The sequence below is a fragment of the Micromonospora sp. ZG13 genome (assembly GCF_059359355.1).
Genome location: NZ_JCADBQ010000005.1, coordinates 78443 through 92358, shown reverse-complemented (window position 1 = coordinate 92358; position 13916 = coordinate 78443). Strand labels below are relative to the sequence as shown.

Below are 13916 nucleotides of genomic sequence, written 5' to 3'. Positions count from 1 at the left end.
CGCGGACGACGAAGCGGGGCGCCCCCGAACGGGGCGCCCCGCTTCGTGTCGTACGGGGTCGTCGTCGGACGGGCCCGGGTCAGACCCGGTGCGCGCCGACCAGGGTGGCGGTGCGCTCGTCGGGCAGCCGCTCCTCCAGCACCCGGCGCCGCAGGTAGCAGGCGTGCAGCATCCGCCGGTCGTCGCCCGGGCGCGGCTCGGCGGTGACGATCCCGATGTGGTGGATGCGGCGTCCCGGCCGGGCGAAGAAGTAGAGGTCGCCGGGGCGTTCCTCGCCCAGCGGCACCGGCCTGGTCGCCGTTGCCTGGTCGCTGGCGTCGCGGGGCAGCAGCACGCCGAGCCGCCGCCAGGCCAGGTGGACCAGGCCGGAGCAGTCGATGCCGTGCGCCGACACCCCGCCCCAGATGTAGACGACGTCGAGCAGGCGCTGGGCGACGGCCAGCACCTCCTCGGCCGACGGGGGCGTGGTGGGCACCGGCACCGCGTCGCCGCCGGGCAGCCAGAGCGGCGCGGCGTGGCCCGGCGCGTGCACCGGTTGCCAGCCGTCGACCGCCGGTCCGGCCGGGGTCAGCCGGGTGCCCAGGACGACTCCGGAAAGCACCTCGGCGCCGCCGGGCGCGTCGCGTAGCGCGGTGACGGTGGCGTCGACGACGAGCGGGTCGGCGTCGACGGTGCCGGTGGCCGGGGCGAGCTGCTCGGTGGGCAGCCAGCCGGGGTAGCCGCGCGGGTGCAGCCGGGGGGCCGGCTGCTCGACCGCCACCACGTGGGCCCAGCCGTCGTCGCGCAGCTCGGTGACCAGCACCCGCTCGCCGAGCAGCAGCTGGCTCAGTACGCAGTCGCCGACCTGCTGGTCGGTGTCCATGCCGGAGATCCAGGCCGCGATGTCGGTACGCGCGGCCAGGGCGGGGGCGTCGACCGCGCGTACCGCCTCGGGGCAGCTCCAGAGGGTCGCGACCGCGACCCGGACCACGGCCTCCCGGCCCGGTTGCAGCTCCACGTCCACCCCCAGCTCGCGCCGAATGTTCCCGCGACCATATGAAAGTTTTCGACGGGCATCAACTACGAGTCTGCATCTTTACTTCAGTCACGGAGCTGATGCCGAGGCCCGGCGCGTCCGGCAGGACGACGGTCGCGCCGTCGTACCGCAGGCCACCGCGCACCGGCGACCAGGCCAGCCACCAGGCGGCGTCCAGGTCGGCGACGGCGGTCGTGCCGTAGGCGCCGACCAGGCTCGCGGCGGCGCCGATGCCGACCTGGCTCTCCATCATCGACCCGACGACGGTGCCGAGGCCGTGCGCGGCGGCCAGGTCGAGCAGGGTCCGGGCCGGGTGCAGGCCGCCGCACTTGGCGAGCTTGACGTTGACCATGTCGGCGGCCCGCCGGCGGATCACCTCGACCAGGTCGCGGACGCCGAAGACCGACTCGTCGGCGAGGATCGGCACGTCCACCCGGTCGCTGACCCAGGCCAGCCCGTCCAGGTCCCAACGGGCGACCGGCTGCTCGACCAGCTCCACGTTCAGCCCGGCGTCCTCGACGCCACGGATGACCCGGACCGCCTCGCGCGGGGTCCAGCCCTGGTTGGCGTCGAGCCGGATGCGGACGCCGTCGCCGACGGCGGAGCGCACCGCGCGGACCCGCTCCAGGTCGCCGGCCGCGTCGGTGCCCACCTTCAGCTTGAGCACGTCGAAGCCCTCCGCGCGCCGCTGCCGGGCCGCCGCCGCCAGGTCCACCGCGTCGCCCGCGGCGAGCGTGACGTCCGTGGGCACCCGCAGGGCGGTGCCCCCGAGCAGCCGCACCAGCGGTACGCCGAGCCGCCGCGCCGCCAGGTCGTGCAGCGCGACGTCGACGGCCGCCTTGGCCGCCTCGTTGCCGACGACCGCCCGTTGCACCTCGGTGCAGCGGGCCACCAGGTCGTCGGCGTCGCGACCGGTGAGCGTCGGGCCGATCAGCTCGCGGACGCACGCCTCGGAACCGGCGACCGACGCGCCGGTCACCTGCCACACCTGCGGCGCCTCGCCGTAGCCGGACCGGCCGTCGGCGTCGACGACCTCCACCACCAGGGTCTCCACGGTGGTGGTACGGCGCAGCGCGGTGACGAACGGCGTGTGTAAGGGGGCGGAGAGCCGATGGGTGCGTACCGCGGCGATCGTCATGTGCGGCACCCTATACGGACACGGGCAGGCGAAGGGGAGGCCGTCATGAGCGAGCGGAGCGAGCGAATCATCAGGTGCAGGGCGGTGGTGCCTCATGGCGGCACGGAACGCAGCGGAGTGCGGTCATGAGCGAGCGGGAATGGGAGTTGGTGGGGGCGCCGAACGCCCGTGACCTCGGCGGTCTGGTCGGCGCCGACGGCCGCAGGGTGCGTCCCGGGGTGCTGATCCGTACCCCGGCGCTGGGCCGGCTGACCGACGAGGACCTGCCGGTGCTGGCCAAGCTCGGCCCGTCCTGCGTGGTCGATCTGCGGGACCACTCGGAGACGGCGGTGGCTCCGCCGGACCGGCTGACCGGTCAGCCGCGGGTGGTGCACCTGCCGGTGCACGACGCCGAGCACCCCGTCTTCACGTACGTCTCGGCGGTGCTGCTCGGGCACGACCTGGGCGCGTACGAGGCCCTGGCGGAGCAGGGCACGCCGGCGGCGATGGCGGCGATCTACCGCTGGTTCGTCAGCGGGGAGTCGGCGCGGGCGAACTTCGGCGCGGCGGTGCGGCTGGCGGCCCAGGCGGAGAACCTGCCGCTGGTCTACCACTGCTCGGCGGGCAAGGACCGGACCGGCTGGCTGACGGTGCTGCTGCTCAACGCGCTCGGCGTGGACGAGGCGACGATCCGGGCGGACTACCTGGCGAACAACCGGCTGACCGAGAGCCTGCGGGAGGTCCTGCTGGAGGCGATGCGCCGGCGGATGCCGGGGCTGGACGTCGAGGCGGTGCGCCCGGTGCTGGAGGTGCGCGAGGAGTACCTGGACGCCGCGTACGCGGAGGTGCGTCGGGTGCACGGGTCGTTCGGGGCGTACCTGCGTGACGGGCTCGGGGTGACCGACGACGTGGTGGTGGCGCTGCGGGCGCAGCTGCTGGACTGAGCGTCAGGTCACAGGTCGCGCCGGGCGTCCCAGGCCGCGGCGGAGACCCGCGCGATCAGCCGGCAGGCGTCGTCGTCCTCCTCGCCGCTGGGGCCGCCGTCGGCGAGGTCCGTGGTGGTGCAGACGACGACGGCGTACGGCGGCGCGTCGTCGGGGAAGACCACCCCGGCGCCGTGCCGCACGCCGCGCACCCAGCCGTTCTTGTGCGCGATGCGGGTGCCCTCGGGCAGGCCGGCGGCCAGGTCCTCGCGGTGTTCCTGGGCGAACAGCACGTCGAGCATGGCGGCGCAGCCGGCCGGTGAGGCGAGCGGGCCCGGGCGGTCGGCGCCGGCGGCCAGCGCACCGAGCAGCGCGGCCAGGTCGGCGGCGGTGACCAGGTTGGTGACGCCCGCCTCGCGGGCCGCGAAGTCCTCGATGCCCCGGCCGGTGACGCTGTGCCGGGCCCCGGCGAGGTCCCACACCCGTGCCACGGCCGGCAGTCCGACGTGGTCGATGACCAGGTTGGTGGCGAGGTTGCTGGAGCGGACGATCATCCGGTGGGCGAGCCAGCGCAGCGTCGCGTCGGCGCCGACGCGCTCCCAGACGGCCTCGTCGTTGTCGTAGTGCCGGGCGCAGGAGAACCGGGGCGCGCCGGGCAGCGCCGAGTCGAACTCGTTGCGCACCGGCACCGGCGCGTCGAGGTCGAGGGTGCCGGCCTCGGCGGCGCGGTGCAGCGCGACGAGCACCGCGGCCTTCATGGTGCTGGCCGCGTAGTGGGTCGCGTCGGCGTGCCGGGTCCAGGCGGGGGCGGCGCCGACCCGTGCCACGTACGCCGACACGGTGCCGGGCACCCCGTCAAGGCGGGCGTCGAGTTCGTCCCAGGTCATGCGGCTGACCGTAGCGGATCGGCGACGGGGCGGCGGGCCGGGGCGATCGGTCGTACCGTGCGGGGATGACGGTTGCCGCCTACGACGCGCACGCCGACTGGTACGAGGCGTTCGCCACCGACACGTCCAGTGACTACATGACGCGGGTCCGCGATCTGCTCGGCGATCTGCTCGGCCCCGGCCCCGGCCGCTGCCTCGACCTGTGCTGCGGCACCGGGCTCCAGGCGGCGGAGCTGCGCCGGCTGGGCTGGGACCCGGTGGGGGTCGACCTGTCCGCCGGACAGCTGCGGCACGCCCGGCCGCGCCTGCCGGTGGCCCGCGCCGACGCGGCGGTGCTGCCGGTGGCCGACGCCTCGGTGCCGGCGGTGGCGTGCGTACTGGCCCACACCGACGTGCCCGACTACGCGGCGGTGATCGCCGAGGCCGCGCGGGTGCTCGCGCCGGGCGGGCGGTTCGTCCACGTGGGAGTACACCCGTGCTTCATCGGGGCGTTCGCCGACCGCTCCGACCCGCAGCGGATCGTGATCGACGGCGGCTACGCCGAGCGGGAGCGCAGCTTCCGGGCGTGGGCGCCCCACGGGGTGCGGGTGCGCGTCGGCGCGTGGCACGTGCCGCTGGCCGACCTGCTCAACGCGGTCACCGAGGCCGGCCTGACCCTGGTCCGCACGGCCGAGGCCGGTTCCGGTCCGGTGCCCGACCTGTTCGCCTTCCTCGCCACCCGCCCCGCCTGACCGCTACCGCCGGAAACGGCCGGAGCCCGGACCGCGCGGGGCGGTCCGGGCTCCGGGGGCGGCTGCGGTCGTACGTCAGCCGGCGTGCTTGCGGCGGGCGGCGGCCCGGCCACGGGCGGTCTGGTCGAGCACCACCTTGCGGATCCGGATCGCGGCCGGGGTGACCTCGACGCACTCGTCCTCGCGGCAGAACTCGAGGGCCTGCTCCAGCGACAGCTTGCGCGGCGGGATCAGCTTCTCGGTCTCGTCGGAGGTCGACGCGCGCATGTTGGTGAGCTTCTTCTCCTTGGTGATGTTGACGTCCATGTCGTCGGAGCGGGAGTTCTCCCCGACGATCATGCCCTCGTACACCTCGGTGGTCGGCTCGACGAAGAGCTGGCCGCGCTCCTGGAGGTTGATCATCGCGAACGACGTCACGGCGCCGGCCCGGTCGGCGACCAGGGAGCCGTTGTTGCGGGTGCGCAGCTCGCCGAACCACGGCTCGTACGACTCGAAGACGTGGTGCAGGATGCCGGTGCCCCGGGTGTCGGTGAGGAACTCGGTGCGGAAGCCGATCAGGCCCCGGGCCGGGACCAGCCACTCCATCCGGATCCAGCCGGTGCCGTGGTTGACCAACTGCTCCATCCGGCCCTTGCGGGTCGCCAGCAGCTGGGTGATCGCGCCCAGGTACTCCTCGGGGGCGTCGATGGTGAGCCGCTCGACCGGCTCGCAGGTCTTGCCGTCGATCTCCTTGGTGACGACCTGCGGCTTGCCGACGGTCAGCTCGAAGGACTCACGGCGCATCTGCTCGACCAGGATGGCCAGCGCCAGCTCGCCGCGGCCCTGCACCTCCCACGCGTCGGGGCGCTCGGTGGGCAGCACCCGCAGCGACACGTTGCCGACCAGCTCCTTGTCGAGCCGGTCCTTGACCATCCGGGCGGTGACCTTGGCGCCCTTGACCCGGCCGACCAGCGGCGAGGTGTTGGTGCCGATGGTCATCGAGATGGCCGGCTCGTCGACGGTGATCAGCGGCAGCGGGCGCGGGTCCTCCGCGTCGGCCAGGGTCTCACCGATCATGATCTCGGGGATGCCGGCGACGGCGATGATGTCGCCCGGGCCCGCCGAGTCGGCCGGCTTGCGCTCCAGGCCCTCGGTCATCAGCAGCTCGGAGATGCGGACCCGCTGGGTGTTGCCGTCGGTGCGGCACCAGGCCACGGTCTGACCCTTGCTGATGGTGCCCTGCCGCACCCGGCACAGCGCCAGCCGGCCGAGGAACGGGGAGGCGTCGAGGTTGGTGACGTGCGCCTGCAGCGGCGCGTCCTCCTCGTACGCGGGCGGCGGGATGGTGTCCAGCAGAGTGCGGAACAGCGGCTCCAGGCTGGTGCTGTCGTCGGGGACCGCGCCGTCGGCCGGCTGGGTCAGCGAGGCGATGCCGTCGCGGGCGCAGGCGTAGACGATCGGGAAGTCGATCTGCTCCTCGTCGGCGTCCAGGTCGAGGAAGAGCTCGTAGGTGTCGTCCACGACCTCCTTGATCCGGGCGTCGGGACGGTCCACCTTGTTGATCACCAGGATGATCGGCATGCGGGCCTTGAGCGCCTTGCGGAGCACGAACCGGGTCTGCGGCAGGGGGCCCTCGCTGGCGTCCACCAGCAGCACCACACCGTCGACCATGGTCAGGCCGCGCTCCACCTCGCCACCGAAGTCGGCGTGGCCGGGGGTGTCGATGATGTTGATGGTCACCGGGTCGGAGCCGTCGGCCGGCAGGTACCGCACGCCGGTGTTCTTGGCCAGGATGGTGATGCCCTTTTCCCGTTCGAGGTCCATCGAGTCCATGACCCGTTCGGTTACCTCGCCGCGGGCGCCGTAGGCGCCGGCCTGCCGCAACATGGCGTCGACCAGGGTCGTCTTGCCGTGGTCGACGTGGGCGATGATGGCGACGTTGCGGAGGTCGGTGCGAAGCTGCATACCCTCCATACTCCTGTCTGCGGTTGCCGGGGCACGCGTCGGGGTCTACCCGCGAATGACCCGGATCTCTGCCGAAACTGATGTTCCGACCGTTTCAGCGCCTGGCATGCTGACCCCCGTGGGAATGGGGGCCCGATGCACGACCTGCTGACCTCGCTGCAGGGCCTGCCGCCCCTGCTGATCTATGTGATCGCCGCGATTGTCGTCGCGGGGGAGACCGCCGTGATCTTCGGTCTGCTGGTGCCGGGCGAGGCGACCCTGTTGCTGATCGGCTTCCTAGCGTACGCGGGGACGCTGCGGCTCGTACCGGCGCTGCTGGTGATGATCCTTGCAGCAGTGATCGGCGACACACTGGCGTACCGGGCGGGCCGGCGGCACGGGCCCCGGCTGCGGGCCGGCCGGCTGGGCGCCCGGGTGGGGCACGAGCGGTGGAGCCGGGCGGACGCGATGCTCGGCCGGCTGGGCGGTCGCGGGGTGCTCACCGCCCGCTGGGTGGCCTTCGCCCGCACGCTGGTGCCTCGGCTGGCCGGGGCGGCCGGGATGCCGTACCGGCGGTTCGCGCCGTGGAACCTCGCCGGCGTGGTGACCTGGGTGGGCGGTTCGGTGCTCGCGGGCAACCTGGCGGGGGAGTCGTACGAGACGGTGTCCCGGCTGCTCGGGCGGGCCACGGGCGCGGTGCTGGTGCTGGTGGCCGCGCTGGTCGCCGTGGTGCTGGCGGGGCGGTGGCTGGGCCGCAACCCGGACCCGATCCGGGCGCTGGCGTCGCGGGCGGCGGGGCTGCGGCCGGTGCGCTGGCTCAGTGGCCGCTACGGGGTGCTGTTCTTCCTGCTCGCCATGCACGTCGGGCCGGCCTGGACGTTGCTGATCAACCTGGTCGCCGGCCTGCTGCTGCTCTTCGTGGCCGGGTTCGCCATCGCGTGGGTGCTCGGGGCGGTCGTGCGGCACAGCGGCCTGGCGGTGCTCGACGGCGCGATCGCCGACTGGTTCGCCGACCGGCGTACGCCCGGGGCGGTCGACGTGACGCTCGCGGTGGTCTCGGCGCTGCGCGGCTCGTCGCTGATCGTGCTGGTGGCCGTCGTCGCCGCGGTGCTGGCCTGGCGCAACCGGCCCTGGCGGGCGGACCTGCTCAGCGTGGTCGGCACGGTCGGGGCGTTCGTACCGCTGGTGGTGCTGGCCGTGGTGGTCGACCTGGCCGGGCCGGCGGCGGGCGGGCCGGACGGCCGCGGCGGCGCCCTGTTCCCGACGCAGAACGCCGTGGTGGCGGCCAGCCTCTGCACGCTGGCCTGGCTGTCGTCGCGGGGGGCGCGCTGGCCCGTGGCGGTGGCGGCCTGGACCGCCGCGGCTGCCGGCGTGGTCGGCATCGTCGGCGCCCGCCTCTACCTGGGGCTGAGCACCGCCAGCGGCAGCGCAACCACGGTGCTGCTCGGGGTGGCCTGGACGGCGCTGTTCATGGTCGCCTGGGCGACCCGCGACAAGGCGGTGGGCGACGACCCGGCGGAGTCGGCGCCGGTGGCGCTGCGCGCGGACGTCTGAGCCGACCCGGAGCGCCGGCGTGCCCGCACCACCTGAGCCGACCCGGGCCGACCGGCCTGCCGGCACCGACGGCAAGCGGGGGCCGTGGCGTCGCCGCCACGGCCCCCGCCGCCTCCCAGGGGCCGGTCAGTCCCGGGTGGTGACCGACTCGCGTCCCGGCGAGGCCTCGTCCTCGTCCCCGGCGGGTTCGCGCCTGATCCGCCCCGGCCACCAGAAGCGGTCGCCGAGCGTGAACGCCAGCGCCGGCACCAGGACCGTCCGGACGAGCAGGGTGTCCAGCAGGACGCCGATGCAGACGATGACCCCGATCTGGGTCAGCAGGAGCAGCGGCAGGACGCCGAGGACGGCGAAGACCGCCGCGAGCAGGATGCCGGCGCTGGTGATGACGCCGCCGGTCACCCGCAGGGCCGAGAGCATGCCGGCGCGGGTGCCGCTGCGCCGGGCGTCCTCGCGGGCCCGGGTGACGAGGAAGATGTTGTAGTCCACGCCGAGCGCCACCAGGAACACGAAGGCCAGCAGCAGCACGCCGCTGTCGAGCGCCGGCATGTCGAGCACGTGGTCGAAGAGCAGCCACGACGCGCCGATGCTGGCGAAGAACGAGGCGATCACCGTGAGTACGAGCAGCACCGGGGCGACCAGGCCGCGCAGGAGCAGCACCAGCACCGCGCCGACGAGCAGCAGGATGATCGGCAGGATCAGCCGCAGGTCCCTGCCGTTGGCCTCGTTCTCGTCGTAGGTGGCGGCGACGGCGCCACCTACCACCGCGCCGTCGAACGCGGGCGCGCCCTCGACCGCGGGCGGGGCGGAGTCGGGCACCGCCGCGACCGCGTCCCGCAGGGCCTCGACGGCCCGGCTCGCGGCGTCGGTGCCGGGCTCGGCCTCCAACACGACGTCGACCTGGGCGACCTGGGCGCCCGCCTCGCCGGGACGCGCGGAGGCCACGCCGGGGACCCCGGCGGCGGTGTCCGTGACGGCCCGTACCGCCGCGGGGGTGGTGAGCACGGCGACCGGCTGGGTCGTGCCCGCGGGGAAGGACCGCGCGAGGGTCTCCGCACCGGCGACGGCTTCCGGCTTGACCCGGAACTGCTCGGTCTCCGACAGGCCGGTGTTGATGCCGAGCCCGCCGAGGGCGAGCCCGGCGAGCAGCAGCGTCGCGAGCAGCGCGACCGGTGCGGGACGGCGCTCGACGGCGGCACCGAGCCGGCCCCACAGCCGGCCCTCGCGGACCTCTCCGCCGACCCGGGGCACGAACGGCCAGAACAGGCCGCGTCCGAAGATCACCAGGGCGGCCGGGAGGACGAACAGCGCCGAGAGCATGGCGAGGACGACGCCCGTCGCGCAGGCCACGGCGAGGGCGCGGTTGAGTTCCTGCTCCGACAGCAGCAGGGTGAGCACGCCGAGGACGACGGTGGAGCCGCTGGCGAGGATGGGTTCGGCGACCCGACGCAGCGCCGCGCGCATCGCCACGAAGCGGTCCTCCTCGCGGCGCAGTTCCTCCCGGTAACGGGCGATGAGCAGCAGGGCGTAGTTGGTGGCCGCGCCGAAGACGAGGACGCTGGCGATGCCGGTGACGGCGCCGCCGGGCAGGTTGATGCCGACGGCCGGGACGACCGTGTCGAGGGCGCGCAGCGTGAGCTGCTCGGTCGCGGCGACGACGACGAGCGGCACGATCCACAGGAACGGGCTGCGGTAGGTGATGAGCAGCAGCAGCGCCACGACGCCGGCGGTGACGGCGAGCAGCGTGGTGTCGGCGCCGTCGAAGACCTTGGTCAGGTCGGTGGCGAACGCGGGTCCGCCGGTGACCTCCACGTTCAGCCCGTCCGGCACGTCGTCCAGGGACGCGCGTAGCTGGTCGATCCGGCCGGCGACCTCCTCCTGCCCGCCGGCGGTCGACAGCGGTACGGCGACGAGTGCGACGGTGCCGTCGGGGGAGACCTGTGGCGGGCTGACCTGCCCGCCGACGGCGAACTGGCCGAGGTCACCGGACTGGCCGGTGAGGGCGGCGCGGTCGGCCTCGGTGAGGGCTGCCCGGTCGGCGCGGCTGACGACGACGATCGCCGGCTGGACGTCGCGGGAGGGCAGTCGATCCTGGAGGCGCTCCACCTGGGTCGACTGCCACTCGACGGAGAGGCCGGTGGACGAGACGGGCGCCGGGTTCTCGGGCTTGGGCAGCCCGAAGACGACCGCCCCGAAGACGATCGCGGCGACCACGGTGAGCCACGCGGTGAGCCGTCCGCGCGCCACGCGGGTGAACACTGACATCGGATGCCCTTCACGGTCTCTCGATGGATTTCGTACGACGCTCAAGACCTCGCGAACGACGCAAAGTGCCGACAGTCGAGTATCTTGATAAACGAGATTATCGACTGCTGAGTTATGCTGCAACCGGAACGGACGGCAGGAGGCGGCGACCGACGTGGCAGGTCACGGCATGTACCGGCGGCGCGACACGCGCCGCGAACGCCTCATCGCCGAGATCGGGGCCGAGCTGCGGCGCTACTCGGTCGACGCGCAGCACATCGGGCACGCCTTCGCCGGCCTGCACGGGCTCAACGCCACCGACCTCCAGGCGCTCATCGCGGTGATGGACGCCGAGCTGATCGGTCAGCCGATCACCCCCGGCCGCCTCGGCGAGCAGCTGAACCTGTCATCCGGCTCGGTCACCGCGCTGATCGACCGCCTGGAGCGCGCGGGGCACATCCGCCGCGACCGCGACACCGCCGACCGCCGCAAGGTCTTCCTGCACTACGCCGAGCGGGGCGCCGCCCTCGCCATGGACTTCTTCCGCCCCCTCGGCCGGCGTACCGACGACGTGATGGCCGGCTTCAGCGACGACGAGCTGGAGGTGGTGCACCGGTTCATGACCGCGATGACCACCTCCATGGCGGAGCACCGCGACGCGATACGCGCCGCCCGCGACGAGCCGGCCCGGCGCGCGAACGGCTGACGGCGTGCTCGACCGGCTGGCAACCCGCCTCGCCACCGCCGCCCTGCGGTTGCCGCCCGCGCGCACCCGGCGGGTCACCCTCACCCGGGGCATCCCGGTGCGGGTGCGCGACGGCGTGCCGCTGCGCACCGACCACTACGCCCCGGACCTGCCCGGCGCGCCCACCGTGCTGATCCGCACCCCGTACGGGCGGGGTGGACCCATGCGGCTGCTCGGCCGGCTCGCCGCCGAGCGCGGCTTCCACGTGGTGATCCAGTCCTGCCGCGGCACGTTCGGCTCGGGCGGCGTCTTCGACCCGCTGGTGCACGAACGCGAGGACGGGCTCGACACCCTCGACTGGCTGCGCCGCCAGCCCTGGTGGTCCGGCGCGTTCGGCATGTTCGGCGCCAGCTACCAGGGCTTCGTGCAGTGGGCCCTCGCCGCCGACGCCGGCGGGGAACTGCGCGCGATGGTCGCGGTGGTGACCGCGTCGGGCACCCGCGACTCGACGTACGCCGGGGAGTCCTTCGCCCTGGACACGGTGCTCACCTGGGCCGAGCTGCTCCAGGCGCAGACCGTGCCGTGGCTGGCCCGGCAGTGGGAACTCAAGCGCGGCCAGCCCCGGCTGGTCGCGGCCCTGGCCCACCTGCCGCTGGCCGAGGCGGACCGGGTGGCCACCGGCGTCACCGTGCCGTTCTTCCAGGAGTGGCTGCGCCATCACACCCCGGACGCCGACTACTGGCGGGCGCGGGTCTTCGGCGACCGGATCGCCGAGGTCCGCGCGCCGGTGGCGATGGTCAGTGGCTGGCACGACATCTTCCTGCCGGCCCAGCTGCGTGACTTCGCCGCGTTGCGGGCGGCCGGCAGGAGTCCCCGGTTGACGGTCGGGCCGTGGACCCACGGCAGCCCGGGGCTCTTCGTCGCGGCGCTGCGCGACGGGCTGGACCACCTCGACGCGCAGCTCGCCGGGCGGCGCCCGCGCGCGGGCGCCGCCGCCCCCGTACGGGGGCACGTCGGCGGTGCCGGCGGGGGCTGGCGGGACCTGCCCGACTGGCCGCCCCCGGCGGTGCCCACCCCGTGGCACCTGCACCCGGCGGGCGGACTCGACACCGCCGCACCGGTGCCGTCGGCGCCCGACGGCTTCCACTACGACCCGGCCGACCCGACGCCCTCGCTCGGCGGCCCGCTGCTCGTCGCCCAGCGGGCCGGCCCCGTGGACAACCGGCCGGTCGAGGCCCGGCCCGACGTGCTCACCTACACCAGCGCCCCGCTCGACGCGCCCGTCGAGGTGATCGGCCCGGTACGCGCCGAGATCCACCTGCGCAGCGAGCTGTCTCACCTGGACGTCTTCGTGCGACTGTGCGACGTGGACCGGCGCGGCCGGTCGTGGAACGTCTGCGACGGGCTGGTCCGGGTCGCCCCCGACCGGTTCGCCGCCGACGGGGCGGGCGTGGTGCGCGTACCCGTGGAACTCTGGCCCACCGCGCACCGCTTCGCGCCGGGGCACCGGCTGCGGGTGCAGGTCTCCGGCGGCGCCCACCCCCGCTACGCGCGCAACCCCGGCACCGGCGAAGCCCTCGGCTCGGCAGTCACCCTGCGTGCCGGATGGCGGGAGATCCTGCACGACCCACAGTGTCCGTCCGCAGTGGTCCTGCCGATCATGCCGGCGGCACCACAGCTTTCTCCCAATCGAAAAAACCCCGCCTGAGCTGGGCGTTCATCAATCGATGGGGCTATGGTTGGGCCAATGCCCGACGCTGTGCACCACTCGGTCGGGCCTGCCTGTGAGGCCCTCACGCCGCCTACGCGGTGTCACTGTCGTGCCCGGCCCCGACCATCCGCAAGGGGGAATCCCATGACGCGGGCACCGCAAAACCTGTTGGCCGTCCGCCGCCTGCTACTCGACCACCTCGACATCGATCCCGACAGATCCCGCGACCAGGACCTCGAACCCGCCGAGGTCGGCATCGTCGGCGACCCCGCCCACCGGGGCGGCTACCACTGCGGCTCCGACCGGGTCGTGACGCGGGACTACTCCGTCGTCGAGTCCTCCCGGGACTCGTCCGGCCTCACCCTCGACGCGTCCGCGCTCGACGTCGGGCCCTTCCGGGTCAGCGTCGGTGGGCGGACCCACGATCTGCGGAGCTTCTCCACCTGGTGCGTCGAGCAGTGCGCCGCGAACAGCGCGGACAGCCGCGACATCCGGGAGATCATTTACTCCCCGGACGGCAAGGTCGTCCGACGGTGGGACCGCCTGCGCAGGCGGACCAGCGGCGACAACTCCCACCTGTGGCACACCCACTTCAGCTTCTTCCGCGACTCGACCAAGGCCAACCGGGACCAGACGCCGCTGTTCCGCCGCTACCTGACCGCCATCGGACTGATCGCCCCACCCGCAGAGGAGTCCACCATGGAGCAGACCGACCAACTCGCCTACAAGACCGACGTGCCCACCCGTACCGTCGGTCAGGTCCTCGCCGACCTGGAGAACCTGCGCAACTGGCTGATCTCGCCCGTCGGAACGACGGGCCTGGTGAGCCCGCCGATGGATCAGTCGCCGTTGACACTCCTGCTTGCGATGGCGCGCGGCTACCCGGCCCTGGCCACCCAGGTCAAGGCCCTGACCGACGGCGACTTCAGCGACGAGCAGGCGATCATCGCCGGCGTGCTCGCCGGCCTGTCGCCGGAGCAGATCGCGGAGGCCATCCCGCCCACCATCGCCCAGCAGGTCACCGACGAACTGGCCCGCCGCCTGGCGGCCTGACCTCCCGCGTCCGCGTGCCGTCGCGCCCCCGGCGCTCGCGATCCGGCAACGGCAGTTGCGCAATAGCTGTTGCGCA

Annotated in this window: 11 protein-coding genes; 6 read left to right on the top strand and 5 right to left on the bottom strand. The window is 74.0% G+C overall.

The annotated features are described in order from the left end of the window. Positions 1-79: 79 nt before the first annotated feature. Both AC5L34_RS13190 and AC5L34_RS13185 read right to left on the bottom strand, forming a co-directional pair. A complete protein-coding gene (locus tag AC5L34_RS13190; protein ID WP_494825095.1) occupies positions 80-997 on the bottom strand; it encodes a C40 family peptidase in 918 nt (305 codons plus the stop codon). Positions 998-1055: 58 nt separating this feature from the next. Beyond that, positions 1056-2153, bottom strand: a complete 1098-nt coding sequence (locus tag AC5L34_RS13185; protein WP_101415118.1) for a mandelate racemase/muconate lactonizing enzyme family protein — start codon at positions 2151-2153, stop codon at positions 1056-1058. 125 nt (positions 2154-2278) lie between these two features. Here AC5L34_RS13185 and AC5L34_RS13180 point away from each other — a divergent pair, with 125 nt between their 5' ends. Further along, the gene (locus tag AC5L34_RS13180) at positions 2279-3076 is read left to right on the top strand and encodes a tyrosine-protein phosphatase (RefSeq protein WP_494825093.1); all 798 of its coding nucleotides are present in this window, start codon (positions 2279-2281) and stop codon (positions 3074-3076) included. Positions 3077-3084: 8 nt separating this feature from the next. Here AC5L34_RS13180 and AC5L34_RS13175 read toward each other — a convergent pair whose 3' ends face one another. Further along, positions 3085-3942 carry a serine hydrolase gene (locus AC5L34_RS13175; protein WP_494825091.1) on the bottom strand — a complete coding sequence of 286 codons (858 nt, stop codon included), beginning with the start codon at positions 3940-3942 and terminating at the stop codon, positions 3085-3087. A 65-nt stretch (positions 3943-4007) separates the two neighbouring features. Between AC5L34_RS13175 and AC5L34_RS13170 the strand changes: the two genes are divergently transcribed. Continuing rightward, positions 4008-4673, top strand: coding sequence for a class I SAM-dependent methyltransferase (locus tag AC5L34_RS13170; protein ID WP_494825089.1), 666 nt, complete (start codon positions 4008-4010; stop codon positions 4671-4673). Positions 4674-4748: 75 nt separating this feature from the next. Here AC5L34_RS13170 and typA read toward each other — a convergent pair whose 3' ends face one another. Further along, positions 4749-6617 (bottom strand): translational GTPase TypA, encoded by a 1869-nt coding sequence (typA, locus tag AC5L34_RS13165; RefSeq protein WP_441174756.1) that lies wholly within the window; start codon positions 6615-6617, stop codon positions 4749-4751. Between the two features lie 135 nt (positions 6618-6752). On the opposite strand from typA, the gene AC5L34_RS13160 reads away from it, so the two are divergent. Continuing rightward, positions 6753-8150 carry a DedA family protein gene (locus tag AC5L34_RS13160; RefSeq protein WP_494825086.1) on the top strand — a complete coding sequence of 466 codons (1398 nt, stop codon included), beginning with the start codon at positions 6753-6755 and terminating at the stop codon, positions 8148-8150. A 126-nt stretch (positions 8151-8276) separates the two neighbouring features. Here AC5L34_RS13160 and AC5L34_RS13155 read toward each other — a convergent pair whose 3' ends face one another. Further along, entirely contained in the window at positions 8277-10412 is a 2136-nt protein-coding gene (locus tag AC5L34_RS13155) for an MMPL family transporter (protein ID WP_494825084.1), read from the bottom strand. 169 nt (positions 10413-10581) lie between these two features. On the opposite strand from AC5L34_RS13155, the gene AC5L34_RS13150 reads away from it, so the two are divergent. The 3 genes from AC5L34_RS13150 to AC5L34_RS13140 all read left to right on the top strand — a co-directional run bounded on the left by AC5L34_RS13150 (position 10582) and on the right by AC5L34_RS13140 (position 13840). After that, positions 10582-11097, top strand: coding sequence for a MarR family winged helix-turn-helix transcriptional regulator (locus AC5L34_RS13150; protein ID WP_441175130.1), 516 nt, complete (start codon positions 10582-10584; stop codon positions 11095-11097). Positions 11098-11101: 4 nt separating this feature from the next. Next, a complete protein-coding gene (locus AC5L34_RS13145) occupies positions 11102-12784 on the top strand; it encodes a CocE/NonD family hydrolase (protein ID WP_494825082.1) in 1683 nt (560 codons plus the stop codon). 147 nt (positions 12785-12931) lie between these two features. Continuing rightward, positions 12932-13840 (top strand): hypothetical protein, encoded by a 909-nt coding sequence (locus tag AC5L34_RS13140; protein WP_494825080.1) that lies wholly within the window; start codon positions 12932-12934, stop codon positions 13838-13840. The last annotated feature ends 76 nt before the right edge of the window (positions 13841-13916 follow it).

What these genes read in the sequence shown, in the direction of transcription:
- AC5L34_RS13185 (WP_101415118.1), bottom strand. Translation starts at nt 2,153, where the DNA reads ATGACGATCGCCGCGGTACGCACCCATCGGCTCTCCGCCCCCTTACAC.
- AC5L34_RS13140 (WP_494825080.1), top strand. Translation starts at nt 12,932, where the DNA reads ATGACGCGGGCACCGCAAAACCTGTTGGCCGTCCGCCGCCTGCTACTC.
- AC5L34_RS13160 (WP_494825086.1), top strand. Translation starts at nt 6,753, where the DNA reads ATGCACGACCTGCTGACCTCGCTGCAGGGCCTGCCGCCCCTGCTGATC.
- AC5L34_RS13155 (WP_494825084.1), bottom strand. Translation starts at nt 10,412, where the DNA reads ATGTCAGTGTTCACCCGCGTGGCGCGCGGACGGCTCACCGCGTGGCTC.
- AC5L34_RS13180 (WP_494825093.1), top strand. Translation starts at nt 2,279, where the DNA reads ATGAGCGAGCGGGAATGGGAGTTGGTGGGGGCGCCGAACGCCCGTGAC.
- AC5L34_RS13150 (WP_441175130.1), top strand. Translation starts at nt 10,582, where the DNA reads ATGTACCGGCGGCGCGACACGCGCCGCGAACGCCTCATCGCCGAGATC.
- typA (WP_441174756.1), bottom strand. Translation starts at nt 6,617, where the DNA reads ATGCAGCTTCGCACCGACCTCCGCAACGTCGCCATCATCGCCCACGTC.
- AC5L34_RS13175 (WP_494825091.1), bottom strand. Translation starts at nt 3,942, where the DNA reads ATGACCTGGGACGAACTCGACGCCCGCCTTGACGGGGTGCCCGGCACC.
- AC5L34_RS13170 (WP_494825089.1), top strand. Translation starts at nt 4,008, where the DNA reads ATGACGGTTGCCGCCTACGACGCGCACGCCGACTGGTACGAGGCGTTC.